This window comes from Streptomyces sp. NBC_01497 (assembly GCF_036250695.1).
Lineage (GTDB): Bacteria > Actinomycetota > Actinomycetes > Streptomycetales > Streptomycetaceae > Streptomyces.
Genome location: NZ_CP109428.1, coordinates 96,891 through 122,258, shown reverse-complemented (window position 1 = coordinate 122,258; position 25,368 = coordinate 96,891). Strand labels below are relative to the sequence as shown.

Annotated in this window: 18 protein-coding genes and 6 pseudogenes; 13 read left to right on the top strand and 11 right to left on the bottom strand. The window is 65.4% G+C overall.

What is annotated here, in order from left to right; genetic code table 11:
* Positions 1 to 25: 25 nt before the first annotated feature.
* Positions 26 to 795 (top strand): annotated as a pseudogene (locus OG310_RS36590) (transposase family protein).
* Positions 796 to 1,070: 275 nt separating this feature from the next.
* Entirely contained in the window at positions 1,071 to 2,267 is a 1,197-nt protein-coding gene (locus OG310_RS36585) for an acyl-CoA dehydrogenase family protein (protein WP_329460593.1), read from the top strand.
* A gap of 223 nt (positions 2,268 to 2,490) precedes the next feature.
* Here OG310_RS36585 and OG310_RS36580 read toward each other — a convergent pair.
* Positions 2,491 to 2,979: pseudogene (locus OG310_RS36580) on the bottom strand (transposase family protein); the annotation flags it as partial.
* 134 nt (positions 2,980 to 3,113) lie between these two features.
* Between OG310_RS36580 and OG310_RS36575 the strand changes: the two are divergent.
* The 3 genes and pseudogenes from OG310_RS36575 to OG310_RS38710 all read left to right on the top strand — a co-directional run.
* A complete protein-coding gene (locus tag OG310_RS36575; protein ID WP_329460592.1) occupies positions 3,114 to 3,719 on the top strand; it encodes a DUF4158 domain-containing protein in 606 nt (201 codons plus the stop codon).
* 114 nt (positions 3,720 to 3,833) lie between these two features.
* On the top strand, positions 3,834 to 4,430 hold the full coding sequence (locus OG310_RS36570) for a hypothetical protein (protein ID WP_329460591.1): 597 nt from the start codon (positions 3,834 to 3,836) through the stop codon (positions 4,428 to 4,430).
* 488 nt (positions 4,431 to 4,918) lie between these two features.
* Positions 4,919 to 6,317 (top strand): annotated as a pseudogene (locus OG310_RS38710) (transposase); the annotation flags it as partial.
* Positions 6,318 to 6,340: 23 nt separating this feature from the next.
* Here the strand turns inward: OG310_RS38710 and OG310_RS36555 are convergent.
* The 4 genes and pseudogenes from OG310_RS36555 to OG310_RS36540 form a co-directional block, all read right to left on the bottom strand.
* Positions 6,341 to 6,526 (bottom strand): annotated as a pseudogene (locus OG310_RS36555) (hypothetical protein); the annotation flags it as partial.
* A 373-nt stretch (positions 6,527 to 6,899) separates the two neighbouring features.
* The gene (locus OG310_RS36550; protein WP_329460588.1) at positions 6,900 to 7,739 is read right to left on the bottom strand and encodes an N-acetyltransferase; all 840 of its coding nucleotides are present in this window, start codon (positions 7,737 to 7,739) and stop codon (positions 6,900 to 6,902) included.
* Positions 7,736 to 8,590: an alpha/beta fold hydrolase gene (locus OG310_RS36545; RefSeq protein ID WP_329460587.1), complete on the bottom strand. Its 855-nt coding sequence runs from the start codon at positions 8,588 to 8,590 to the stop codon at positions 7,736 to 7,738. The genes OG310_RS36550 and OG310_RS36545 overlap by 4 nt, the downstream gene beginning before the upstream one ends.
* Before the next feature lie 125 nt (positions 8,591 to 8,715).
* Positions 8,716 to 9,663 carry an RNA polymerase sigma factor gene (locus OG310_RS36540; RefSeq protein ID WP_329460586.1) on the bottom strand — a complete coding sequence of 316 codons (948 nt, stop codon included), beginning with the start codon at positions 9,661 to 9,663 and terminating at the stop codon, positions 8,716 to 8,718.
* A gap of 335 nt (positions 9,664 to 9,998) precedes the next feature.
* Between OG310_RS36540 and OG310_RS36535 the strand changes: the two genes are divergently transcribed.
* Positions 9,999 to 10,919, top strand: a complete 921-nt coding sequence (locus OG310_RS36535) for a recombinase family protein (protein ID WP_329460585.1) — start codon at positions 9,999 to 10,001, stop codon at positions 10,917 to 10,919.
* A 95-nt stretch (positions 10,920 to 11,014) separates the two neighbouring features.
* Here the strand turns inward: OG310_RS36535 and OG310_RS36530 are convergent.
* A pseudogene (locus tag OG310_RS36530) lies at positions 11,015 to 11,263 on the bottom strand (transposase family protein); the annotation flags it as partial.
* 435 nt (positions 11,264 to 11,698) lie between these two features.
* On the opposite strand from OG310_RS36530, the gene OG310_RS36525 reads away from it, so the two are divergent.
* Positions 11,699 to 12,091 carry a tautomerase family protein gene (locus OG310_RS36525; RefSeq protein WP_329460584.1) on the top strand — a complete coding sequence of 131 codons (393 nt, stop codon included), beginning with the start codon at positions 11,699 to 11,701 and terminating at the stop codon, positions 12,089 to 12,091.
* Between the two features lie 225 nt (positions 12,092 to 12,316).
* Here the strand turns inward: OG310_RS36525 and OG310_RS36520 are convergent.
* Both OG310_RS36520 and msrA read right to left on the bottom strand, forming a co-directional pair.
* Positions 12,317 to 12,793, bottom strand: a pseudogene (locus OG310_RS36520) (IS5/IS1182 family transposase); the annotation flags it as partial.
* Between the two features lie 331 nt (positions 12,794 to 13,124).
* Positions 13,125 to 13,640 carry a peptide-methionine (S)-S-oxide reductase MsrA gene (gene msrA / locus OG310_RS36515; protein ID WP_329460583.1) on the bottom strand — a complete coding sequence of 172 codons (516 nt, stop codon included), beginning with the start codon at positions 13,638 to 13,640 and terminating at the stop codon, positions 13,125 to 13,127.
* A gap of 2,235 nt (positions 13,641 to 15,875) precedes the next feature.
* Here msrA and OG310_RS36510 point away from each other — a divergent pair.
* From OG310_RS36510 to OG310_RS36505, 3 genes are all read left to right on the top strand, one after another.
* Complete coding sequence (locus OG310_RS36510; RefSeq protein ID WP_329460582.1) at positions 15,876 to 16,235, top strand: response regulator transcription factor; 360 nt, start codon at positions 15,876 to 15,878, stop codon at positions 16,233 to 16,235.
* Between the two features lie 6 nt (positions 16,236 to 16,241).
* Positions 16,242 to 16,649 carry a winged helix-turn-helix domain-containing protein gene (locus OG310_RS38705; protein ID WP_443078938.1) on the top strand — a complete coding sequence of 136 codons (408 nt, stop codon included), beginning with the start codon at positions 16,242 to 16,244 and terminating at the stop codon, positions 16,647 to 16,649.
* Positions 16,650 to 17,032: 383 nt separating this feature from the next.
* Positions 17,033 to 18,202, top strand: coding sequence for a serine hydrolase domain-containing protein (locus OG310_RS36505; protein WP_329460802.1), 1,170 nt, complete (start codon positions 17,033 to 17,035; stop codon positions 18,200 to 18,202).
* Positions 18,203 to 19,094: 892 nt separating this feature from the next.
* On the opposite strand, the gene OG310_RS36500 is transcribed toward OG310_RS36505, so the two are convergent.
* Together OG310_RS36500 and OG310_RS36495 are read right to left on the bottom strand one after the other, a co-directional pair.
* A complete protein-coding gene (locus OG310_RS36500) occupies positions 19,095 to 19,481 on the bottom strand; it encodes a fic family toxin-antitoxin system, toxin component (protein ID WP_329460581.1) in 387 nt (128 codons plus the stop codon).
* Positions 19,478 to 19,783: a type II toxin -antitoxin system TacA 1-like antitoxin gene (locus OG310_RS36495; RefSeq protein WP_329460580.1), complete on the bottom strand. Its 306-nt coding sequence runs from the start codon at positions 19,781 to 19,783 to the stop codon at positions 19,478 to 19,480. The genes OG310_RS36500 and OG310_RS36495 overlap by 4 nt, the downstream gene beginning before the upstream one ends.
* Positions 19,784 to 20,368: 585 nt before the next feature.
* On the opposite strand from OG310_RS36495, the gene OG310_RS36490 reads away from it, so the two are divergent.
* Positions 20,369 to 21,427: a Dyp-type peroxidase gene (locus OG310_RS36490; protein WP_329460579.1), complete on the top strand. Its 1,059-nt coding sequence runs from the start codon at positions 20,369 to 20,371 to the stop codon at positions 21,425 to 21,427.
* Positions 21,424 to 22,230: a family 1 encapsulin nanocompartment shell protein gene (locus tag OG310_RS36485; protein ID WP_329460578.1), complete on the top strand. Its 807-nt coding sequence runs from the start codon at positions 21,424 to 21,426 to the stop codon at positions 22,228 to 22,230. Before OG310_RS36490 ends, OG310_RS36485 begins: the two co-directional genes overlap by 4 nt.
* Before the next feature lie 117 nt (positions 22,231 to 22,347).
* Here the strand turns inward: OG310_RS36485 and OG310_RS36480 are convergent.
* Positions 22,348 to 23,275, bottom strand: a protein-coding gene (locus OG310_RS36480; RefSeq protein ID WP_443078958.1) for an IS5 family transposase whose coding sequence is annotated in 2 segments (ribosomal slippage) — positions 22,348 to 22,899 and positions 22,901 to 23,275 — 927 coding nt in all. Because the reading frame shifts where the segments join, the coding sequence is not laid out codon by codon here.
* Positions 23,276 to 23,890: 615 nt separating this feature from the next.
* On the opposite strand from OG310_RS36480, the gene OG310_RS36475 reads away from it, so the two are divergent.
* A complete protein-coding gene (locus OG310_RS36475) occupies positions 23,891 to 25,183 on the top strand; it encodes a nucleotide disphospho-sugar-binding domain-containing protein (RefSeq protein WP_329460577.1) in 1,293 nt (430 codons plus the stop codon).
* Positions 25,184 to 25,368: the final 185 nt, after the last annotated feature.

Here is a 25,368-nt window from a genome sequence, read left to right as displayed (position 1 = left end):
ACCCGATACCCACCAGAGGCTTCACGTGCTTGTCTACCGGTGCGGGCTGGACGTGTCCAGTCGGTCCTTGACGTACCTCGCCACTCGTCTGCGCGGACACCGTCGCCGGATCGGAAGCCGCTGGCGCCGGCTATCGGTCGGCCGTCAAGCTCTGCTGGTGGTGGCGCATCTGCGCAACGGGACTACGTACGCCCAGCTCGCAGCGGGTTTCGAGATGGGGACGAGCACGGTCTACCGCTACATCAGCGAGGCCGTCGACCTCCTGGCCGCCCTCGCACCGACCCTCGACGAGGCTGTCCAAGCCGCATCGACGAAGGCTTACGTCCTGCTCGACGGGACTCTCCTGCCCATCGACCGGATCGCTGCCGACCGGCCCTGCTACTCCGGCAAGCACAAGAGACACGGCATGAACGTGCAGGTCATCGCCGACCCGTTCGGCCGGCTGCTGTGGGCCTCGCCGGCACTGCCTGGGGCCGTCCACGACGTTCGCGCAGCCCGGGAACACGGCATCATCGATGCTCTTGCCCAGGCCCACCCCCCTGCTGGGCGGACAAGGACTACCACGGCGCCGGCGGCACGACCCGGGTCCCCTTCCGCGGCCGATGGGAGGCTCACTCCGCCGGTCAGCAGGCCGTGAACCGATCTCAGGCCAAGATCCGAGCCCTCGTCGAGCAAGCCATGGCCACCCTCAAGTCCTGGCGACTACTCCGCAAACTTCGCTGCTCGACCACTCGCATCACCGGCCTCGTCCAGGCCGTACTCACCCTGCATCACGCCAGCTCAACCGCAGGTTGAAAAAGCCTCACTGTCTTAGCCGGACACGACCAAGGCCAGCAGGGCTACAAAGCACACTCCCCTCAGTCGCGCCCTGCGGCGTCCCCCCGGCGCGCTGGTGGACCCTTGCTCTGGAAGTCACTAAAGTGGCGTGAGCCCATCGACGCCCGGGGGGACGCCACCGGGGTGAGTACGGCGTGCTAGTTGAGGGTGAAGGGACGTGCACGGAGCAGCGGGAGGAGCATATGCTCGCCAATAAGAGTGCGTGTTGAGGTGTCATCGGCGCTCGGAGGAAAATGAACGACGTCAGTGATGCGCATTCCCCCACAACTCAGTTGGGTCGCATGGAGAGTCTCACGACTGTAGCCGCCAGGTCAGCATCCTCGTTGCGGGAGTGGGCCCACGAAGCCGACCGTAGCGGCCACTTGAGCGACGAGTCTGTAGATATACTGGGGGCGGCTGGCTTTTTCCTGCTGCAACAGCCCGGCCGTTTCGGCGGGCCAGAGGCGGATGCGCGTACCTCTTTTGAGGTTTATCGCAACCTTGCACACGGGTGCGGTTCCAGCGCCTGGGTGGCGATGATCCTCTCCGGTAGCGCTTATACGGCTGCGCTATTCGAGGACAGGGCCCGGGAAGACATCTGGGGTACGGACCGCTGCGCACTGGTGTGCAGCAACTTCACACTAGGCGGCACAGTACACCCCACGCTGGGAGGCGGCACGGTATCCGGCAGGTGGCAACCGGTGTCTGGCGTGCGCCACTCGCAGTGGATCATCGCGGCAGTACAGGGCGCAGAAAAAGATCCGCGTAGACGCCCGGTGAGCCTTGCCTTGATCCCTATGACAGACATGGCTGTAGAGAGAACGTGGGAAACGGTCGGAATGCGAGCCACCGGCAGTGACACTGTGGTCGCCAACGACGTCTTCGTACCTCAGCATCGCTTCGTCACCATCGACCGCCTTCTGCTCGGGAAGGGGGCTCCTGCGACCGGGGGCTCAGTCTACGGAGCGACATGGCTGTCCTTGCTAGCGGTGACGACCCTAGCGCCGCTCATCGGCATGGCGGAGTCAGTAGCTGTTGAGGTACGAACCCTCGTCGTTGAAAATCACGCTCCGACAACCTCGGGCAGGCTCTTGTCGCAGGCGCACTCCCTCCTCGCAGCGGCCCTCTCACTCATGGATACTGCGCGGCTGCACGCGGACCGCGCCCTGCGTGATGTCGAAGCGGGAGCGCTCGCCGGCCGACAACTTAGTCTGCAGGACCGGGCGCGCGTACGTATGGACATCGGCCGGGCCACTCAAGCAGCTCGAGAGGCTGTCGGCATCCTGCTTACCGCAGCCGGCAACCGATCGTTCTCCAGCCAGAGCCGAATTCAACGTGCATGGCGCGATGTCGAGTTCGTAAGTCGGCATGTCTTGCTGTCACCCGAGCGGAACCACGATGTTTACACGCGAGTGCTGTTCGGCGACGAACCGGCCAACTCCATGGTTTAAGTTCACGTGTGTCGCGTGGGGAACTTCAACGAGGAGAAGGGCAGCCACCCCGCGTCAGGCCCTGAGGCTGCCCCGGCCGACTGGCTAAGTCAATTTAGTTTGCTGCGTTGACTCCGGGATGCACATCAAGGGGTATTGGAGACTTGACGGAACACCCCCGTTGGGGTGTCGCTGTACATCGTGGGGGATTCCCCTCCGTGTTGCTCCGTGCAGTGAGCCTTTTTCATCGTGCGGCTGGGCTGGCTTGGTTCAGGGTCACGATGGCGTGGAGGACGGCGGTGATACGGGTGGTCGAGCACCGGGGTTTGCGCGGGGGCCGCCAGTTCTTGAGGGTGGCCATGGCTCGTTCGACGAAGGATCGAATCTTGGCCTGCGGTCGATTCGCGCCCTGTTGACCTGTGGGAAGCGTGTTCCAACGGCCGCGGAGGGGGACGTGGGTCATTCCGCCGGCGCCCCGGTGGCCTTTGTCGGCCCGGTAGATGGGCCCGGCCTGGTCGAGGGTCTCGACGATGCCGTGCTCGCGGGCGGCGCGAACATCGTGAATCGCGCCGGGCAGCGCTGGCGAGGCCCACAGGGGCTCGCCGAACGGGTCGGTGATGACCTGGACGTTCATCCCGTGCTTGCGATGTTTCCCGGAGTAGTACGGGCGGTCGGCGGCAATCCGGTCGATCGACAGGAGTGTTCCGTCCAGCGGTACGAATGCCTTCATCGACGGGGTAGCGCCGAGGTAAGCCCAAAAGCCGCCAGTACTTGATCTTGGCGCCCTGTGCAGTAGTGGCCGTCACCCATTCAGCCGAAGGTCGTTGGTGCTGATACTGACTGATCTCTGGGCCTGGGGCGGGACTTATGACCTCGATCGAGCGGACCGCTTACCCGCGGTTCAAGCGGCTGATCACCGCACATGAGCTGCATCTCTTCTTCGCGCCGACGCGGGAGGAAGCTGCGTGGGCGGCTGAGCGGATGGACTCCGACGGGCATCAGCTCGCGCTGCTGCTGGCGCTGAAGTCGTATCAGCGGATGGGCTGGTTCCCGAAGCCGGACGAGTACCCGGAGATGGTGGTCGACTTCGTCCGCCGTACGGTCGAGCTGCCGGAGGGCACGCTCCCGCTGTACGAGACGGGCCGCACCGCTGAGCGGCAGCGTACGGAGGTGCGCCAGCGGGTGGGGAGGAAGTACCAGCAGTCCCAGGCCCGGCAGATCGCTGAGGCGGCGATCCGCAAGGAGGCCGCTGCGAAGAACCGCCCCGCCGACCTGATCAATATCGCACTGGAGAAGGTGGTGGCGGCCGGGCTGGAACTGCCGGCGTTCTCCCCCTTCGACACGATGACCTCCACGATCCGCACCGAGGTGAACGTCTCGATCTGCTGCGGCATCCACGACCGGATGAGCCTCGCCGAGCAGGCGGGGATGCTACGGCTGCTGGAAGAACGCGACAGCGACGGCACCACGTAGTTCAACCGACTGAAGCAGACCGCCCAGGGCCCGAGCTGGTCGCACTTCAAGCGCCTGTTCACGCACCTGGAGTGGCTGGACGAGCTCGGCGACACCGCGGTGTGGGTGGACGGCGTGGCGGCGCCGAAGGTCACCGACTTCGCCGGGGAAGCGGACGCGGCGGACGCCTCCGAACTGCGGGACTACGCGGCCGTCAAGCGGATCGCGCTGCTGGCCTGCCTCGCCCACAAGGCACGGATGCGGGTACGGGACGATCTGGCGACGATGTTCTGCAAGCGGGTCACCATGAAGATCAAGAAGGCCAAGGAGGAGCTGGAGGAGATCCGGCTCGCCGAGCGGGAGATCGTCGAGGCCCTGATCGGGAACTACCGCATCGTGTTAAAGAACCTCGGCGGCGGCGGCCCCGTCCAGGAGGCTCTGGCGAAGGCCGCGGCGATGACCGCCAAGGCCGTGAAGGCCCTGGAAGGGCTGGACGAGGCAGCGCCGGTGGAGGAGGTTGCCCGGCGCCTGGGCGGGGAGGTCTCCCCGGCCGTGCTTGCCCTGGCCAAGGCCCAGCTGGTGCAGGCGGCGGCCTGGGGGCGGTCACCAAGGCGGTCGAGGGCTTCGGCGGGTTCGCGGGGCAGTACGAGCAGATCGAGAAGGTCTCCGCGCATCACGGCAACTTCTGGGAAGTGCTGCTGTACGGACAGCTCGGCCGGGACCGGTCGGTGATGTTTGACCTGGCGGAGAAGCTTGAGTTCACCACCACGTCCGAGGACGGGCGGGTGCTGACCGCGCTCGCGCACGCGATGCGGCACGAGAGCGCCCGCGGCGAGTACATCACCGCGCTCGGCGAGAACGGCAAGACCATCGACATCTCCTTCGCCACGCAGAACTGGCGCAAGGCCGTACTCGACAAGACGCGGCCGGGCCGGTTCGTCCGCAAGCACTTCGAAGCGATGGTCTTCACCCACCTCGCCGAGGAGCTGCGCACCGGCGACGTCGCGGTGGTCGGCTCGGAGGAGTACGCCGACTGGTCCGAGCAGCTGCTCGCGTGGGAGGACATCCAGGAGAAACTGGCCGACTACCTGGTGGAGGTCGGGCTGTGCGAGGAGGGCGAGGCCGGTGCCTTCGACGCGGCGTCCTTCCGCCGGCAGCTGGAAGACAAACTGCGGAATGCTGCCGCGGCGGCGGATGCCGGGTACCCGGACAACGAGGGCCTGGTCATCGACCCCGAGACCGGCATCCCGTCACTCAAGCCGCACCGCTCCGAGGGGCAGAGGCCCTCGGCGAAGCGCCTGGAGCAGGAGGTCAAGGCCCGGATGCCGGAGCGCACGCTGATGGGGATCGTGGCCCGCACCGCGTACTGGGTGGAGTGGTGGCGCCGCTTCGGTCCGCCCTCAGGCAACGACCCGAAGCTGATCGGCCGGTACGTGCTCACCACCTTCGTCAAGGGCACCAACATGGGCCCGTACGAGGCGGCCGAGCACATCCCCGGGGTGTCCGGGCACGAGCTGTCGTACGTGGCCAACCGGCACTTCTCCATCGCGCTGCTGAACGAGGCCGTCGCCGACCTGGTCAACGCGCACGCCCGCCTCGACATCTCCCAGGCGTGGGGCGACGGCACCGCCGTGGCGGCGGACGGCACCCACATGGACACGTACCTCAACAACCTGCTCGCCGAGACGAGCGTGCGGTACGGCAAGGCGGGCGGGATCGCCTACCACCACATCTCGGACACCTATATCGCGCTGTTCACGCACTTCATCCCGTGCGGGGTGTGGGAGGCCGTCTACATCATCGAGGGCCTCCTCAAGAACACCTCCGAGGTCAAGCCAACCACCGTGCACGCCGACACCCAGGGCCAGAGCGTGCCCGTTTTCGCCCTGGCGCATCTGTTGGGCTTCGATCTGATGCCCAGGATCAGGAACTGGAAGGGCCTGACCTTCTACCGTCCGTCCAAGCAAAGCGAGTACGTCCACATCGTCCCTGTTCGGCGAGCCGGGCAAGAACGTCATCGACTGGGATCTGATCGAGTCCCAGTTCCGGCACCTGATGAAGGTGGCCGTGTCCGTGCGGGAGGGCGCCATCTCGTCCTCGACGCTGCTCAAGCGGCTGCGGTCGGGCTCGCACAAGAACTCCACCTACACCGCCTTCCGTGAGGTCGGCCGCGTGATCCGCACGGTGCAGCTGCTGCGCTACCTCTCGGACGCGCCGCTTCGCCGGCGGGTGACCGCGGCGACCAACAAGGTCGAGTCGTTCAACCGGTTCTCCCAGTGGGTCGGCTTCGGCAATCAGGGCGTCCTCGCCGACAACGACCCCATCGAGCAGGAGAAGGCGATGAAGTTCAACGCCCTGCTCACGAACGCGGTGATCTTCCACAACGCCCTGGATATCGCGGAGATCATCCGCCAGCTCCTTGAGGAGGGCTGGGAGATCGACCCGGAGGACCTGGCCCACATCTCGCCGTACCTGACCGAGCACATCAAACGATTCGGCGAGTACTCCACCCACGAACTCGGTATCCAGCCCGAGGCGTACGACCCGAAACTCGACGTCGACTTCACCCAGCTTCGCGACCAGGACCCGGCCGCCTCCGGCTTCAGCACAGCCGCCTGACCGTCACCTCTGTGACGACCCTGTCATGCCCGTTGAGCAGTACGGCCCTCGGCCTCGCTCGCATTCGGCAGGAGCTGAGCGTCACGTCGGCGGCCGGTCGCGAAGGATGCCTCGGCGTCCACGTCCATGCCCTCGTACACGGCCTTGGTCAGCACCGGGAAGCGGCCCGTGGCCAGCATTCTCGTCAGGTGCGGGCCGCGGGCGCGCTCAAGCACAGGAACCTCAACCTGCTCGGCCGCTACAGCTTCACCGCCGACGTCCCCGCCACCGGCGCCCTGCGCCCGCTGCGCGACCCAGACGGGTCGGAGCTGGACGATGACGACGACGGAGGCGGGCCGACTAGGAGTGGCTGACCAGGACGGTGATGGGCTTGTGGGCCCTCGCCTTGGTTAGCTCCTTACCTACCTTCTCCGCGAGCGTGGCCTGGTACTTCACCTGCGCGTCCGTGTCCGGTTCCGTTCTCGGGCTGTGACCGGGTAATGAAGGGACTTGAAGCGCTGAGTGCCCGGCGGAGGTCCCGCCCGTTCACCAGGGCGAAGGCCTCCAGGCGACACCGAGCCGTAGCCATAAGCGAACCGGGCGTCACCGTTCGCGCCAGAGCCACGTGGCACGCTCGTACAACGGCTCGAATCCGGTGCGCAGCATGTTGTGCAGGGATGTGTTGTGGTCGCCGGGGGCTTCCGCTCCAGTCTCGGCGACGAGCCATCGGCAGCCTGCCCCCTGGGCCGCCCGGGCGCGGGCGCTGAGCAGCGCCGACTGGGCGCCGCGTCCGCGTCCTTCTGGGAGCGTCGCTCCACCGAACATGTCGGCACACTCACCGTTGACGAAGATGCTCCCGACCGAGATGATCCGCTCGCCGTCCCAGACCGCGTACTGGTGCCAGTTCGGTCTGCCCACGCACGACGCCGCCATGTCGATCATGCCTGGCGTGGTGATCCCGAAGGTGGTCATCATGACCGCGGCCCACTCGTCGGCCTGATGGGATTCGACCGGCCCGACGCGCAGCCCGGGGTCGAGTGCCGCGACGCCGTCGAGCGCGGACAGTGCGGTCTCGGTGTCGCATCCCAGTTTGACGAAGCGGCTGCCTTCGTTGAGGTTCAGTTTGCTGGCGGTCGAGGCCCAGTCCGCCGGCAGTAGCGGCGGCGCGATCATGAACCCGCCCTGGGGCACACCCTGCTCGCGGTAAAAGTCGCAGACCTGTGCCGGAACGTCTGCGGTGATCGGTTCGCCCGTGCCGAATCCGCCGGCGCGGTTGAAGAAGCGGCTCGGGTCCTCGCGGATCGCGAGAGCCAGCACCGAGCCGACTCGCAGTGAGCCGATGCCGAGCAAGTCCCGGACCGGCGTCGGTGCGCCGGCCGCGAAGTCGGCGTACGCCTCGATTTCGGTCTGCTCGGCCAGGCCGATAGGCACGGTGGTCGTCATGCCTTCTTCCCCATCTCTTGGTTGTTCACGAAGCCCGACACGATGGCGGCGAACTCGTCCGGCTGTTCGATGTGCCCGAAGTGGCCACTCTCGCGTAGCTCGGACAGCTGTGCGTCCGGGATTCCGGCATGCAGTTCATGCGCGAAGCGGGGTGGGCAGATGAAGTCGTATGTGCCGACGATCACCAGTGTCGGAACCTTGATGACACCGAGCTGGTCCCGTACGTCCCACGGGGCCGGGAGGCGGTTCGGGTCGTAGGTGACCCCCAAGCTGAGATCGCCGCCCGTCTGTTCGGTTGTCTTGCGGTAGTCGGCGAAGTAGGCGGGCAGGATACCGTTCAAGTAACGCCCGAACGACTCGTCGTCGGCGACCTCCATCGTCCGTGACACATTGACCGCGTCCCACATACGGCCTGCCTCGGTGGCCTCCGGTCTGTCCGGCCAGCGCTGGACGAAGGACGTCATCTCCTTGTTCGCCACCTCCCTCATATCCGGTCCGTTCATGGGGGCGGTGTCGTACAGGATCAGTCCGTCGAGACGGTCGGAGTGGTCGAGGCCGAACTGGAGGGCCACGAAGCCGCCGTGCGAGTGGCCGAGAAGGTACGCGGCCGGGGCGCCGATGTCGTCGAGTACGGCTTCGGCAAAGCGCGCGTAGCGGGACATGGAATAGTCCCCGCCCGGCAGCAGCTCGCTGTCGCCGGCGCCAACCGGGTCCAGGTACACGAGCGTCAGCACGCGTTCCAGCCCAGGCATCCGCAGGTACTCCGGGTGTACGCCCGGGCCTCCGGAGTGCACGAGGCATACCGGCCCCTCACCCGCGACCCGGTAGACCTGGCGTACGCCATCGACCACGACGCTCCGTGCCTCGCCCAATGGACTCCCGTGGGTCGCTCGCCGCCCGGGACTGTGTTTCATTGTCTTCATACCCGCACGATGCGTTGAGGGCAGGGAAAGTTCGACAACTCGCCGAGTTGGTTTCAGCGGCGGCGCGGGTGAAACAGGCGCAGCTTGCTGACCCTGCCCTGGCCCAGGAAGTGCATCCAGACGACGCCGGGCGGGCAGTGGAAAGGGTCTTCGGGCGGGTTACGCAGAGCGGCCTCCCAGATCACCACCTCGCAGCCGGCCACCACGTTCACCAGTTCATGGCGTACACCGTCGGACAGATCGCGATCGAACGCAGTGGGCAGGTAGTCGATGCCCGTGCGTTTCCCGGTCGGCCATGTCACGCTCGCCTGCGGGGACCACCACTCGGAAAGGGCCGAGGCGAGCTGGCCACGATGGGCGGCCACCAGGGTCTCCTCGGCCAGCCGTCGATGCAGCCCGTTCCAGACCGCGGCGTCGTCGTGCACCCGGTCTGCCGAGGCCAGCAGTGCGCCGACCATCTTCGTACGCGCCTGGTTGAGCCGGCTGCGCACCGTGCCGACCGGCGTGGCACACAGCGTCGCTATGTCCTCGTAGGACGTGACGTCGGTGAAGTAGCGCAGCATCGTCACCAGCTGCAGCCTCGGGGACAGCTCTTCCAACGCGCTCCACACCCAGTCCCGCAGCGCATGCCGGTCGAGCACCTCGGCCGGGTCGGGCGGACCGCCCGACCGGTCCATCGCCACGACCCCTGCGACTTCGGCCACGGGAACCGCGGACATCCTGCGCAACTGGGCGCGGCACACATTGCGCACCACCATCCCTAGCCACGGGCCGACCGCCTCCGGGTCTCGCAGGTCGCCGAAGCGGCGCAGCGCTATGAGAGCCGCCTCCTGCACGGCGTCCTCGGCATCCTGGCTGTGGCCCAGCAAAGCGAGCGCGATCGCGTACATGTGCGCTCGGTGCCTGGCAAGCAGCAGACCGAGCGAGCCGGCGTCGCCGGCCTGAGCGGCGCGCACCAGATCGACATCCCTCGGAGCCCCGCTCACCAGAAGATCAGCCATACCGTGACAATACCTTCCACGCGTCACTGAGATGGCTGCACCCCACTCACCGCTTCACCGATCCCCTCGTCGGACAGGTGGCCCGTTGCTTCTAGGTGTTGATCCATCCCACGTAGATGCCATGACCCGATCATCACCCAGCCGCCGAGCAGGAGACGCAGCGGCACCCTGCTCCTGTTGGCAAATGATCGTTTGACGACAGGCGGCCGACGCGTCCAATGAACCCGTGCAATCCGGGGGTTCACGACGGCGCGAATCCATTCAGATCCGATGGTGATTGCTGACAGGGTTTGACGACAGATAGGGTCCAATCCTCCGTATAGAAGGTGGCCCCGGTGGCGAACCTGGTCTACAAGCGGGTCTCGACCGACCAGCAGTCGACCGCTCGGCAGAACCTCGTCCTGGACGATGCCGGGATCGAGGACCCGGTCGTCTTTGAGGAGGACCCGGGCACCTCCAGCCGCCTCCATCCCCTCCAGCGCCCGAAGTTCCGCGCGCTCCTCGACTACGCGCGGCCGGGCGACACCGTGCACATCTCCGAGATGTTCCGCCTCGTACGCGGCACCGGCCACATCCTCGACGTGCTCGACGTCCTCCACCGCAACCACCTCGCGCTGCGCATCCATGACGGCGCGTTCTCCGCGATGGACCTCACCGCCCGCCACCCGCGCACCGGCGAGCTGCTGTCCACCGTGAAGTTCATGGTGCAGACCCTCGCCGCCGCCGGCGAACTCCAGCGTGACCTTCAGCGCGAGCTGACCTACGACGGACTGCGGGCGGCCGAGGCCAAGGGCCGCAAGGGCGGGCGCCGCCCCGCCGTGGCGGCCGCGAAGACCGACGACGTGCGCACCGCGTACCTGGAAGGCCGGTCCATCGCGGCCCTCGCCCGCGAGCACGACGTCAGCCGCGGCGCCATCCGCACTGCCGTCGTGGACCTCCTGCCCGAGTACACACCCGCCGACCCAGGCGCCCCGGCCCCGGAACTGCCGGTCGTCCTCGACATGCCGGGCAAGGTCGCCGACTTCCTCCGCGCCGCCGAGTTGGAGCCCGTCGAGCGCGTCACGCTCGACCAGGGCGTGACCGTACGGCGCGGCCAGGGCTACACCCTTCGCGTCACTGCCGTGCCCGCGGTCCACCGCCAACTCCTCGACCGCTGCCAGTCCCTCGACGGCACCACGTCGGTCCCGGCCCAGCGCAAGGCCCGCCGCGAGTACGAGAACCGCGTCAACGCGCTCCCGGTTGCCAGCCTGCGTTGAACGGACCGAGCACCACACCCACCAAGATCAAGTACTGGCGGCTTTTGGGCTTACCTCGGCGCTACCCCTCGACGCGGCACGGACTGCCTCGGCCAGGTTGGCGCGAGTTCAGCGAGCAGGTCCACGGCCTCGACCACATGGCGATAGACGATACTCGTCCCGACTCGGAAACCGGACGCGAACTGGGCATACGTCGTCCCGTTCCGCGGATGCGCAAGCGTGAGCAGAGCTTGCCGGTCAGCAGTCAGCCGACGCCAGCGGCTCCCGATCCGGCGGAGTTCACGGAGACGGGCAGCGAGGAAACACAAGGAACATCTTGGTCGTGCGTCTACCAGGGGCTTCACCCATCTGCCAGCCCAACAACTACGTCCGCACAGCAAGTTGGCAAAGGCTCACTGGAGGCAGCCACGGCTACCCCCTTTCATCGACACGCTAAGGGCTGTCCCGTAACTCCGGGCACCGCTTGCCTATGTCCGGTTCGACCTACTTGGTTAAGATCCGGTCTAGGCTGCAATTCGCGGCGCTACCAGACAATCAGTTCTGCTTGTGGTGACCTACCGACTTCTGCCATGAGTTACCGGACAACGCTTAGCTGACAAGGCCTTCGTTTTAGGTGCGGACCGCCTTGATCTGCAAGCCCCGGACTCACCTCACTACCTTTGGAATCCCGCGAGGGGCACTGAGAGGGGAACGGCGCGCGGACTGTGGTGCCGCTCTGTGAACGGTTGGGACTGTAGGGTCAAGTGAAGGCAACCCGACGGAACCCTCGGAGGCGTGCTGTGCCGCTGCTATTCTTCGACATCTTCCAGGGATGGAAGAAGGAGGACATCCAAAATCTTCTGGATGTAACCCATCGCGTTGTCGTAGAGGCATTTCAGGTTCCGAAGCGAGATCGGTATCAGGTGGTCAATCTCCACGGCGCGAACGAGATGATCGCCCTGGATACCGGGCTCGGTATCAGCCGCACAGAGTACCTTGTGATTATTCACGTTGTTAGTCGGCCGCGGCCGCTGGACCAGAAGCAGCGGTTCTATGGGCTACTAGGGGCAGCGCTTAATTATGATTGCGGGATCGACTCGGCTGACTTGATCGTCTCGATCACGGAGAACGCAAATGAAGACTGGTCCTTCGGCTACGGCCGAGCTCAGTTTCTGACCGGCGAACTGAGCTGAGAGTCTTCACTGTCTCAGATTGCGGCCTGTCTGTTGGAAATGCTCCATGGAGCTCGTTTCCTGTATCGGCATGCTGGCTAAGTGATCACCCTGAAACTCTGTCCGCAGGGATTGTGGTGCTTCTCTGGAGTTGCAGAGGTCACAGAACCGCCAACGGATTTTCATAGCTGTGCCAGATTGCCGCCTCCGTGACCTGCCACGGAAGACGTAGGCCTGCTTGCCCTAACGGGTGGCGACGGCCCGGGAATTTCTGAGCTGGTTGGTGGTGGTCTGCTCAACCTCACTGCGGCGTCGGAAATATCCTGGCTGAACCCGGCAGGTCTGCCGCCTGCTGCCTCTGCGCCAGCGGTGACGCGCTGCTCCTCGGCTCCAGGCTGGTGCGCTTGATCTGACGTCGTCGCAGCTGGCGGCGTTTACGTCGAGAGCTGTAAGGCCTTGTCACTGCTCATGTGGCCGGGCCTGCACTGGGGCCGCCGGCCCGCGGGCAGGGCACCGGGACCCGGTCTAGGACCCTGGACCACCTGGGGTGCGTCAACCCATTGGCCCGGCGTGACCAGAAGGATCAAGAGGCGACAGCCGCCCTCGCTGGCAAATGGGTCCTGTAGCTAGGTCCGCCCCGGGACCATCCGCCGACCAGCGGCAATGCCGCTCGTCGGCGGTCTTCCAAGACCTGTAGCGTTCCGGTAGGTCGCGCCGCGGGACCTAGTCTGGACTCGGGACGGGACGCGGGCCCAAGATGCGACCACTTGTAAGTCGTCAGATTTTTCCGACCCGCACCCGAGCCAGCCAGTCACCGACCGGAAGGTGGCGCCGGGCACTGCCTAAGGGTTGTCCCGTAACTCTGGGCACCGCTTGCCGATGTCCGGTTCAACCTACTTGGTTAGGATCCGGTTTAGGCCGCGATTCAGGGCGCAACCTGACACTCAGTTCTGCTTGTGGTGACCTACCGACCTCTGCCCTGAGTTACGGCAAAACGCATAGGCCTTGGCGGCAGTGGCTCAACTGAAGTCCAGTCTCCCGGCGGTAGCTTCTCCTACGCACTCGTTTCCCGGCGGGGGAGTTTCCAGCCGGGACGGGGGAAGTGACAGGTGTAGCCATGCGGATAGCGTTGCAGGTAGTCCTGGTGTACCGGCTCGGCCTGCCAAAACTCGCCGACAGCCGTCACTTCGGTGACGACCTTTCCTGGCCACAGCCCGGTTGCGTCGACATCCGCAATTGTTTCCTCGGCGATGCGTTTCTGTTCGTCGCTCGTATAGAAGATGGCGGATCGGTAGCTTAGACCGACGTCATTGCCCTGGCGATTGCGAGTGCTGGGGTCGTGGATCTGGAAGAAGAACTCCAGCAGGTCGCGGTAGGAGGTTTTCGACGGGTCGAAGATGATCTCGATGGCCTCTGCGTGGTTGCCGTGCCTGCGATAGGTCGGCCCTGGAGTATCGCCGCCGGAATAACCGACCCGAGTCGAGAGCACTCCGGTACGGTGCCTGATGAGGTCTTGCATGCCCCAGAAGCAGCCCCCGGCGAGGACCGCACGTTCAGTAGGTTGTGTCATCTCTTGTCGTCTCCCTATTCTAGTTGGTCTAGGGGTCGCCCCGTAATCCAGCATAGAGCTGAGCGGGCGTGCTTTCACCGGGCAAGTCCGTGCCGTGCCGTTCGTGGCGACGCGGAGCCAGCTTAGTTAGGGCAGGTTGGACGCCGACGGGAAGATTCAGCAGCTATGGGACAGCCCCTGGCTCTTTCGTGGCCCATAGCAACGGACCTGTGCAGCTGCGGCGAAACGATGTGATCTGAGTGTCGCAGACACGCCGCTGGAGTGAGGTCATGAGGCGAAGGTCCTCCGGGGCCTTTGTACTCGCGGAGATCGCTAGGGATCGATGGATGGTGTTGTTGCTCGGTCCCCGTGGGTAGTGGCGGCTGCGCACAACCTTGTGGGAGGCCTTACCCCACGCGGCGATCAGCCAACCGCGCAGGGCGTGCTCTGCCACCGCCGATGGTCACTTGTTGAGAGGACGGCACAGGGGTGCCCGTTGTGGCAGCGGTGTACTAATTCAGGCGGTGGCCCCATGTGGTGGCGGACGAGTCATGTGTAGTCGCAGAGGGTGGCGGCGAGTCCGAGGAAGACCCGGTAGTTGCGCGGATGGCGTTCGAAGCGGCGGTCGAGTCGGCGGTAGCCCGTCAGCTACGGTCGGCTACGACATGGTGCGCTCTACGAACTACCTTCGGCGGCCTCATCATTGGCTGGACTCGATTCCTCTGTGGGCGCCACGCTCGCGACGGAGCCATCGTCGCAGGTCACATTGACGGTCATGCCTTGTCGGTGCGGAGTTTGCGGGGCTGTAGTGCCAGCTGTCTTCGGGGCCGTGTTTGTAGGAAGGCGACCATCGCTCTCAGGCCTTGGTTGTTGTCGTAGGTGCCTGCTGCGTAGACGCCGACGACGAGGTGAAGCCTGTTCGCGTCCAACAGGATGTGCATCGCGGAGGGCCGGCTTGCTTAGGTGCACGGGGTTCGGGCCTGTGAGGCCGCTCCTCTTTTAGCTTGTACGTTGGCCGAGTCGGGGACTGTGAGCGTGAGGTCGAGCAGGCCGCACTCGTCGATGCGATCCAGTACCGCCTCGTAGAGCCACGCCCAGATGCCGGCCCTCGACCAGACCAGGAACCGGCGGTGGGCGGTGGACCTCGATGTGCCGAAACACGTTGGCAGGGCCCGTCAGGCCCAGCGGCTGGCCAGGGCGTGGACGATTGCCGCGAACAGCGTCTCGTCAGGCGTGTCCTGCGTCCCGCCGTCCTTAAGTGTTGTCCCGTAACTCAGGGCAGAGGTCGGTGGGTCACCACAAGCAGATCTGATTGTCCGGTTGCGCCCCGAATTGCGACCCAAACCGGATCTTAACCAAGTAGGTTGAACCGGACATCGGCAAGCGGTGCCCAGAGTTACGGGACAGACCTTAGGATGGCACCTTTGACAGCGGGATCAACGGCTGCGCGATCTCCCACAGGCCGTCCGGCACTGTCGAACGCCGTGTACCTCACCTCATATTCAGCTCAACGAGACGCCTCCATGTTAGACGGCGTTGTGGTGGTGGTTATCGTCGCCGTGGTCTCAGCGAGCGTTGGCGTGAGGGGCCGGTGGCGCTTCGCTCAACTCATGGCGCTCGTTTCAAACGTATCGAAGAGGGCCGTCTGCGTGCAGGTCAGCGGCGTTACGTTGTAAGACCATCCGCCAAGGCTCAAGGCAACCGCCCGGTCGTTCGCGAGTTCCGTTGATCGACAAATAGGCTCTGTTCAACTTTGCTGATTGGTGTCGCGTGAGTAGGTGGGGGCGGGGGTCTATGTCGGTGTTCGGGTTGTGTACTGAGAGTGGTGGGGGCGGTCGTATCCTCAGCGTGCTCGGCCATCGTAGAGACCTCGCTGGACCCTCCTGCCGCTGTGTCCGGCAAGGATCCCGTGCTGCGCGGACGGTCGTTCGGCGGCTGCAGGACTGCCGGTGCTGCACGCGGTGATGATGGGGCGAGGAGTGACGGTGGGCGCCTGAGCTGCTGGATACGAGTGGGGTTGTCGTGAGCTAAGCGTTGTCCCGTAACTCAGGGCAGAGGTCGGTGGGTCACCACAAGCAGATCCGATTGTCCGGTTGTGCCCCGAATTACGGCCCAAACTGGATCCTAACCAAGTAGGTCGAACCGGACGTCGGCAAGCGGTGCCCAGGAGGGTTACGGGACAGCCCTTAGGGCATGCCTAACGAAATTTCGCCGGTTTGGCGGGATTTCGGTGTAGTTCTTGGATGAGGGGCTGGTATGCGCATTCTGGTCGTGGATGGAGATGGGGGCGCCTCGCCGGCCGTGTATCTGAGGCGCGAAGGGTTTGACGTCATGCATGTCGGCAGCGAGGCGGCAGCGCGGAAGGCTGTGGCTGAGTCGCCGCCGCATGTGGTCGTGATGGATGTGTTGCTGCCGGATGGGGACGGTATGCGGCTCTGTCGCAGCTTCTGCACAGTACGGTCGTTTGCAGTAATTGTATTGACGTTGAAATCCAGCGTCGAGGAACGAATTGAGGGACTTGAGGTCGGTGTGGACGACTACATTCCCAAGCCTTGCAGTGTCCGTGAGTTGGTGCTGAGGATTCGTTCCGTTTTGAAACGTTTCGGTAGGGGCTGACCTATCATGCGGCCAGTGTTGTGCGGGGAGGGCATCGTCCTTGACCCAAGGGCGCGGACCGCGATAAAAGCAGGCAGTGAACTGCATTTGACCAGGTATGAGTTCGACGTGCTCGCGCTGTTGATGCGGTATCCGGGACACCCTCTCGGCAAGGACTTTCTCCTTCATCGCGTGTGGGGTGGCGTTACGTCGGGCAGCTCTATTGTTTACGTCCACGTCAGACGCTTGCGTCGGAAGGTGGAGCGTGATCCTTCACGACCTAGGATTATTCGCACCGTGTGGGGCACTGGGTACCAGTTTGGGGAGTCCTTGCCAGCCGGAGGAGGGGTCTCGCCGCCGGGGGATGATCCACTCTTCGTTTCGCCGCACTGGGTGGATGGTGGTCCCAGCTCCCTCGTTGCGCCGCTGAGGTGATTCGCCGAGTCCTCCTGGACGCGGCGGGCTGGCCTTGAGGTGTCTGGCTCCTGGGTTAGCAGCAATACCGGTAACTTGTGACTTTGATATCCGCTTGGCCCGTTTGGGTTTGGCATCAGAAGGTTGACGTCGAGACACTCAACGGCTCTAGCCCGACGCCCCGGCCATACCGGGCCAGAGGCCCACAGAGATCGCAAGTCCACACAGGCACTGGTGCTGTCGACGTCATCGTGAACGGTGCGGGGAGGCGGGTGAACCCTCCGCAGGCGGGTCCCGTCCCGCCGCCTCTACGTCGCGGCGCGTCCCCGCACTAGGCTCCAGTGCTGGAGCTGACGTGCCGTCAAGCGGGCACGCCTCACACGGTCTAGGGTGGCAGGATGACGATGCCTGCGAGTAAACCTACGGTTCACGGCAGTTGCGCTGACGAGTTCATTGCCGTCAAGCACGAGTTTGAGAGGAACTTCGTCGAGCGGGGCGAAGTGGGGGCATCGGTGAGCGTGGTAGCGGGCGGCAAAGTAGTCGTCGACCTGTGGGCAGGCACGTCGGACGCTGCCCTCACGTTGCCGTGGCACCGGGACACCCTCACCAACGTGTGGTCAGTCAGTAAGGGAATGACCGCCATCGTTGCCCATCAACTGGCGGATTCCGGTGACCTGGACCTGGACGCCGCTGTGGCGCACTACTGGCCGGAGTTCGCTGCGGCTGGCAAAGCGGATATACCAGTGCGCTGGCTGCTGTCACACCGATCCGGGGTTGTTGGATTGGCGCCAGAACAGGAGGCCTTGACAGCCGATGACTTGTACGACTGGGAGAAGGTCACGTCCCTGCTCGCTGCCCAGGCCCCGTTTTTCGAACCGGGGACGGTGAGTGGCTACCAGGCCATCTCCTACGGGTTCCTGGTGGGTGAGGTGATACGCCGCGTCACGGGCGGCACGGTAGGGGGCTATTTTGCACGGAACGTGGCTGAGCCGCTCGACGTGGACTTCCTGCTTGGGAGCGTCCCGCCCCAAGACGATGGTCGATGCTCGGAGGTACTGGAACCAGCCCCCGCTCCGGAGATTGAAGCTGCCATGGCTCACGTCCTGATGGCGGGGGGGAGAGCCGCGCAGGCCGCACTGCTCAACCCTCGTCCGCTTGGGCGCATGGCAAACAACCCCGCGTGGCGACGGGCTGAGATACCTTCGGTGAACGGGCATGGTACTGCCAGGGCACTTGCAGTTATCTATGGCGTGCTGGCCGACGGCTCGGATCGGCTGCTGTCAGCGGGCGCTCTGGAACGCGCCCGGACCAGCCAGGGGCGATGCATGGACGCTGTCGTAGGCGTGTGGGGCGAGTTCGGCCTTGGTTTCACCCTCGGCAGCGATGAATCCAGTTTTGGGCCCAATCCGAAGGCATTCGGGCATGACGGCTTCGGAGGGTCCACCGGCTGTGCTGACCCCGAACGTGGTGTCGGTTTTGGTTACGTTATGAACCAGATGGGGCCCCTTCTCCGGGACGACCCGCGAAAGATGGCACTGCTTTCCGCGCTCTACGGTGCCCTTGACAGGGCCTGATCGCGTCAGCAGGGCCTTCGAGGTGGCCATCAGCATCGCGTCGCGGCCACACACGATCTTGGACAGGGCGCCGCCGATTCGCCGACTGCGATGGCAGGCCGGGATATGAGCAGGATCGGCATGCACCGTGTTCTCGACGCTGGTGTTTACCTCCCAGTCCTGGGCGCTGCGGTGATGTGAGGCCTGCACCTCATTCGGGCAGCCGGTGGTGGGGTAGAGGCGGCCCGTGCCCCCTGCCTGCCGATCAGGCGTCGGAAAACACTATTTCAGTGAGCTTTTCCAAGTTGATGGCGTCGCTGGGTGGGTGGGGCGTGAAGAAGCTCTGGACGGGTTGATGACCAGGATTGCTTGTCTTGCCAGGTGCTTTCGCTTGTTTGGCTGCCCGTCCGGCGTTGATGTGCCGGCCGAGCCCTGCGTTACCTGAGCACTCGACTACGCATCAGCCGCCGCAGACGCGGGTTCTGGCAGCTCCGGCTGTCCGTCGGCCGACGAGTGTTCCTGGCCCGCCTACGCCCGGCTCGCCGCCGGCCTCGAGATGCCACCTCCGTCTATCGGCACATCGCCGAAGCCGCCGAGCTCCTGGTAAGCTCTCACGGCCGCGCTCGCCGACACGCCGAAGACCGCCTCCATCGAGGCGCCGACGGTACGCTCCGGCCTCCCTGCTGGGGTCGATGCGGGCGTGGCTCGCGGGCCAGCAGGCCGTCAACCGCTCACATGCCAAGACCCGCACACCCGCTGAGCGAGCCACCGCCACCTAAGAAGGAGCTGCTGACGCTTGTGCAAACCTCGCTGCGGCCAGGAATGCCCGCCCGAGCGTCTGTCGCTGGGCGGTTGTGAGCGGGCCAACATTCCGTAGCGTCGGGCACGTTTGGATGGGTGCTGCCGAAGTGGTTCAGGCGACGGACCAGGCATGTAGTTGGCGGGCGATCCGGGCAACACCCAGTGCTCCTGAGGCGGCATCGCGAGTCAGTGCCACTGCGGCCTTGGGGAGGTAATCGAGCTGGTGTCCGTTGAGGATGAGATAGGCCTCGGTAGCGTGCCAGGCGAAGGCTTCGCCTGAGTGCTCCAGGCAGGGCAATCTAGCCAAGGTTTGTAGTAGCGCGGATGCCTTGAGGTGCGGGGAACTGTAGATGTCGTGCTCCATTGCCCGGGCGTTGACCCGGGCGGTGGCGGCATAGAGCGGGCCGTAGTCGTCGACTTGGGGGTCGCCGGCAAGTAGTTCGGCGGCGTGCAACAGGAATGTGACGTCGAGTGGGTGCGGTGGTTCTGGGCGGGTCACGCGGCGTGGCCTCGTCCTTGGTGTTGGAGCTTTTGGTGTGCTTCTTGCTCAGCAGCCCGGTCTTCATGGGAGGGGTCGATAGTGCTGGGCTCCGCGGCGAAGGCTCTGCCGCTGCGGCTCATCGACTCCCTGAAGCCGTCCAGGAAGCGCAGCTCGATGGCGGTCGCGCGGTTGTAGGCAGCGGACAGGATGTATTCCTGCATGCTGACCCCTTCCTGCTGCGCCGCTGCGGCGATCGCAGCCCGCTGTTCAGGGTCAGGGAATCGCAGATTCATAGCCTTGGGCTCCGACATAGTATCCATGGTACCAGTGGTACCGCGGATAGTCGATACCGTGGTTTCTAGTTGAATCTGCAAGGGCCGTATGGCGACGGGAACCACGTCTTGTCTGCTGACTGTTTCGGTAGCGGGTGGGCGGGGTCTCGGTGGGCCTCCAGACCATACGAATCCCTCGATCGCGGCGCCCCTGCGAACCGAGCGCCTCTTCCGCAATGATCTTTGTTCTGACGGCCATGTCGGGCTGATGTGTACTGGGTGTGTTGGCTTACTCGCGCCCCCAGATACGTTTGCTGGCCTGGCGATGCGGTTGCGCGCTGTCGGCCAGTCCTTCTCAGACAGCTGCGGTGTCGTCCGCCAGCACGAGAAATCGGAGGGCGTCCGGTACTGAGGTCAATCTGGTCGCTGACCTCCGCGGACGCCATCGCGCTGGTCCTTGTGCCAAAAATCGGCCGTGATCAAGTCGGCACAAGATTGGCTGAACGCCCTCGTCGTAGGGGCAGTGAGGCTGGATGACACCCTAGGATCTGCCCGAGCCGGGAACACGCGAGTGGGCGGGGAGACCCGCGAGCAGGGCGTGCACCCTGGGCACGATGAGACAGGAGAGCGGATTTGACGGCCGAACCATCCGACGCACCGGAGCCGCAACCGGTGCTGAGTCCGCTCACCACGGCGGCGATCTTCCTGGTCCTCACGGTCGACGAGGGCGGTGAGGGACCGGTGCGCGACCTGCTCGCGGACCTGCCGGGCCTGCGGCGCAGCTATGGCTTCGGATCGCCGGACGGCGCGCTCAGCTGCGTCGTCAGCATGGGTTCGCGGGTGTGGGGCCGTCTCTTCGACGGGCCCCGCCCCGCGGAGTTGCATCCCTTCGTGGAGCTGAGCGGACCGCGCCACCGGGCCCCCGCCACCCCGGGCGACCTGCTCTTCCATCTCCGGGCGACCCGGCTGGATCTCTGCTTCGCCCTGGCCGCCGAGATCATGGACCGGCTGCGGGGCCATGTCACGCTCGTCGACGAGGTGCAGGGGTTCAAGTACCGGGACGTGCGCGACCTGATGGGTTTCGTGGACGGTACCGAGAACCCCGAGGGCAGGGCGGCCGCCAAGGCCACCCTGGTCGGTGACGAGGACCCGGACTTCGCGGGCGGCAGCTATGTGATCGTGCAGAAGTACCTGCACGACCTCCCCGCCTGGAACGCACTGCCCGTGGAGGCGCAGGAGAAGGTCATCGGCCGCCGCAAACTCACCAACGTCGAGCTGGACGAGCCCGCTTCGCACGTCTCCCTGAACACGGTGACCGACGCGGACGGTGAGGAACTGCAGATCCTCCGCGACAACATGCCGTTCGGCAGTCCCGGCCACGACGAGTTCGGCACGTACTTCATCGGCTACGCGCGCACCCCCGAGGTCACGGAGCAGATGCTGCGCAACATGTTCCTCGGCAACGCCGACGCGAGCCACGACCGCATCCTGGACTTCTCCACGGCGGTCACCGGCACGCTGTTCTTCGCACCGTCCGGGGACTTCCTCGACGACCTTCCCGATCCGCCGTCGTCCGCGACGGCCGAGCGGCCCGTACCGCCCGTACCCCACACCCGTAGCGAGGCTCCCGCAGGCGTCAGCGCCGACGGGAGCCTCGGTATCGGAGACTTGAACAGGAGCACCGCCAAGTGAACAATCTGCACCGCGAACTGGCCCCCGTCTCCGCCGCGGCCTGGGCCGACCTGGAGGACGAGGCGCGGCGTACGTTCAAGCGCCATGTGGCGGCGCGCCGCCTCGTGGACGTACCCGAGCCCGGGGGCTCCGAACTGGCCGCCGTCGCCACCGGCCACCTGGACACGGTGGAGCCGCCGGCCGAGGGCGTGCGGGCACATCTGCGCCGCGCCCAGCCGCTGGTGGAGCTGCGGGTCCCGTTCACGGTCTCGCGCGAGCAGGTCGACGACGTGGAGCGCGGCGCGAAGGACGCCGACTGGGACCCGGTCAAGGACGCGGCGCGCAAGCTCGCGTACGCCGAGGACCGGGCGATCTTCGAGGGATACGCGGCGGCCGGCATCGAGGGCATCAGGGCCAGCTCGTCCAACCCGCCGCTCGCGCTGCCCGCCGACGCGCGCGACTACCCGAACGCGATCAGCCAGGCCATCACGGAGCTGCGGCTCGCCGGTGTCGGGGGGCCCTACGCGGTGGCGCTCAGCGCGGACGCGTACACCCTGGTGAGCGAGACGTCGGACCACGGCTACCCGATCCGCGAGCACCTGAGCCGGGTGCTGAACGGCGACATCATCTGGGCGCCCGCCATCGACGGCGCGTTCGTCCTCGCGACCCGTGGCGGCGACTTCGAGCTGCGGATCGGCCAGGACGTGTCCATCGGCTACCTGAGCCATGACGCGACGAGCGTGCAGCTGTACTTCCAGGAGACGTTCACCTTCCTGACGTACACGTCGGAGGCGATCGTCGCGCTCTCGCCGCACCGCGGCTGAGGGCGGCGGCCCTGCCTGGTTTGGGTCCGATGCAGTCTTGAGCGGTGATCGAGGCGTAGCCGGAACTAATGGCCTTATCGGGCAGTATCGTTGGGCGCCTAGGACTTGTCCGGGCGATCATGTGCGGAGCCAGATGACGAGGGTTGCTGCGGTTGCGGTGCCGAGGTAGACGTAGCCTCGTTTGTCGTATCGCGTGGCGACGGCTCGGGATTGTTTGAGCTTGTTGATCGCTCGTTCGACGGTGTTGCGTTTCTTGTAACGCTCCGCGTCGAAGGCGGGTGGCCGTCCGCCGCGTGAGCCTTTGCGCAGGCGGGCGGCCTGGCTGTCGGTCTTCTCCGGGATCGTGTGCCGGATACCCCGACGCCGCAGGTACCGGCGGCAGGGGCCGTTGCTGTATGCCTTGTCCGCGGCAAGGCTGTCGGGCTTGCCGCGCGGCCTGCCCACGGTCGTGCGCGGGACTCGGATCTTCTCCAGCACCGCTTCGAACTGGGTGCAGTCCGCCCGCTGTCCGCCGGTCAGAACCAGGGACAGGGGGCGGCAGCGTCCGTCGGCGCTCAGGTGGAGTTTGCTGGTGAAGCCGCCCCGCGAGCGGCCCAGGCCCTCACCTCCCGCACCACCTCCACCAGCCGGCCGTGCAGGCTCTGCCAGGGCGTTTCGTCCTGGTGTTCTGCCTGTTCGCCCCCTTTGAGGGGGCGGGCGGCGGATCGGTGTGGGCACCGGCCGCATGCTGATGCGCACGCACGATGGTGGAGTCGACCGCAATGTCCCAGTCGATGTCACCAGCCGCGTCGGCCGCGGCCTGAACCTGCCGCAACAGGCGTTCCCATGTCCCGTCCGCCGACCACTGCCGATGACGTTCGTAGACGGTCTTCCACGGCCCGAACCTCTCCGGAAGATCACGCCAGTGCACGCCGGTTCGCACTCGGTGCAAGATCCCGTCGATCACCTGCCGGTGATCCCGCCACCGGCCACACCGGTTGTTGCTGACCGGCAGAAACGGCCGCAGCCGCTCCCACTCCGCATCCGTCAAGTCACCCCGCCCCAGGCCCAGGACAACGAGCCAGAAGTCAGACAGTCACATGATCGGGCGGACAAGCTCTAATCGATCGCGTCGTGGGACGCGATCGATTAGAGGGCACCAGGCGATAGTGGCGGGGCGCGCCATGGGTCGCTCAACCCAACACGCCCGATGAACGCCGACCTTCCTCGCGGCGATTTCGTGGCGGATTCAACGCTCGCGGAGGAGTGGTTCATTCACCTCCCCCAGCAGGGTTGTCATGTTGACGCCCGTGCGGATTGAGGCGCAAGGCATGTCCACGGCGCGTCCTGTGCGGGCTCATGCGACGGTCGGCGTGAGCGGTCAGCTCTCCCTGTGTGGGCGCTCAGGTGTTGTCGCACGGATGGGGACGCGTTCGTGGCTGCGGCGTACGCAGCGCCGGTCCTTTCAGTTCAAGCTCGGTCGAACAGGGCCGCATACCGGCGACGAGCTCGCTGTCACCCATCTGAACGTCCACGCAGTCGGCCCTGGCCTGGAGTGCAGCCCTACGTATCGGGCGCTGGAGGTGGTTGCCCTGCAGGGTTTGAACCTCCCACGCTCACAACACGTGTATGTATGTAGCGAGCACTTCTCTTGTCCTTCTCCAGCAGAGAGATTCCGTCAATGACACGAATCCTGGTCGCAGCGGTACCGATCCCCGGGCATGTAGGTCCCTTGTGGAGGATCGCGAACGATCTGGCAGGGCGTGGCCATGATGTGACGTTCGTTACCGGGGCGCAGTTCCGCGAAACGGCGCGGGCGGGCGGTCCGCGGTTCGTTGCCCTGTCGGGGATCGCCGGCTTCGACACGGAGCGCCAGATCGAGGTCTTCGAGGGCAGGAGGGGACTGCAGCCGGGTCCGCAGCAGCTCGACTACGACTTCATCAAGATGTTTTACGAGCCGGTAGCCGAACAGCACGCGACCCTGCAGCGAGTACTGGCTGAGGCGCCTGAAGAGCCGACTGTGCTCATCACCGACCAGTCCTTCATGGGGCATTGGCCCGTTCAGCTTGGCGCACCAGGGATCAAGCCGGCTGCCTGTATCGGTATCGGCGTGGTCCCGCTGTCGCTGAACAGCGTGGACACCGCTCCGTTCGGTCTGGCGCTGCCCCCGGACAGCTCCGCCGAAGGCCGTGCACGCAACATAGAGCAGAACCGTATGGTCGAGGCGATGTTCGCCAACTCTACGGGAGTGCTCGCCAGTATCCTCAGGGACTTGGGCGCCGACACTGGCAAGATGCCCTTCCCGATGGACGCTGTCGCGGCCCTCCCTGATCGGTTCCTCGAACTTGCCATTCAGGGTGTCGAGTACCCGCGCAGCGACCTGCCGCCTGGCGTTCAGTTCGTCGGTTCACTGCCCGCAGAGCTTCCCGAGGACCTCTCCCTCCCGGGATGGTGGGGCGACGTTTTGGCGGCACACCGAGTGGTCGTGGTCACCCAGGGGACCCTGGCCAACCGGGACCTGACGCAGCTGATCGAACCGACGACCCGGGCTCTGGCTGATCTGGACGCCTTGGTTGTCGTCACCACGGGACGTGCCGATGCCACGCTGAGCGTGGTACCGGACAACGTTCGCATTGTGGACTTCGTTCCCTACGCGGCCCTACTTCCGCACGCCGACCTTTTGGTCACCAATGGCGGATACGGTGGTTGTCTCCAGGCTCTGGCCCACGGAGTCCCTCTCGTTATCGCCGGGCAGAGCGAGGACAAGATTGAAGTTTCCGCGCGCTTGGCCTGGACGGGGGCGGCCATCAACCTAGCCACTGACACGCCCTCCGAGAGCGACGTTCGCTCGGCGGTAGAAACCATCTTCAAGGAACCGGGTTACCGTGCGCGGGCTATGGAGCTGCGAGCTGAGAGTGCACGGCACGATGCCTTTGACGAGATCGCGCAGGTAGTCAAGGACGTTATGGGCTAGGCGGTTGCCGTCTGAAGGCCTCGTGGTGGCAAGCTGACGCGCCAGGCGGCTGGGTGGGAAGTCGAGGTTGACCCCGTCAGTTACCTGGCCTGTTTGACCAGCTTGACAGACTGCTTAGCGCCCTGGGCGCGGAGGCTCAACGAGTCAGACCTTGGGAGCCGCTCTCCAATCTCTCGTGCTTTGGC

Bases quoted from the DNA above. Each gene is read 5' to 3' on its own strand.
- OG310_RS36585 (WP_329460593.1), top strand. From the start codon at position 1,071: ATGAACGACGTCAGTGATGCGCATTCCCCCACAACTCAGTTGGGTCGC.
- OG310_RS36575 (WP_329460592.1), top strand. From the start codon at position 3,114: ATGACCTCGATCGAGCGGACCGCTTACCCGCGGTTCAAGCGGCTGATC.
- OG310_RS36550 (WP_329460588.1), bottom strand. From the start codon at position 7,739: ATGACGACCACCGTGCCTATCGGCCTGGCCGAGCAGACCGAAATCGAG.
- OG310_RS36540 (WP_329460586.1), bottom strand. From the start codon at position 9,663: ATGGCTGATCTTCTGGTGAGCGGGGCTCCGAGGGATGTCGATCTGGTG.
- msrA (WP_329460583.1), bottom strand. From the start codon at position 13,640: ATGACACAACCTACTGAACGTGCGGTCCTCGCCGGGGGCTGCTTCTGG.
- OG310_RS36510 (WP_329460582.1), top strand. From the start codon at position 15,876: ATGCGCATTCTGGTCGTGGATGGAGATGGGGGCGCCTCGCCGGCCGTG.
- OG310_RS38705 (WP_443078938.1), top strand. From the start codon at position 16,242: ATGCGGCCAGTGTTGTGCGGGGAGGGCATCGTCCTTGACCCAAGGGCG.
- OG310_RS36505 (WP_329460802.1), top strand. From the start codon at position 17,033: ATGCCTGCGAGTAAACCTACGGTTCACGGCAGTTGCGCTGACGAGTTC.
- OG310_RS36495 (WP_329460580.1), bottom strand. From the start codon at position 19,783: ATGGATACTATGTCGGAGCCCAAGGCTATGAATCTGCGATTCCCTGAC.
- OG310_RS36475 (WP_329460577.1), top strand. From the start codon at position 23,891: ATGACACGAATCCTGGTCGCAGCGGTACCGATCCCCGGGCATGTAGGT.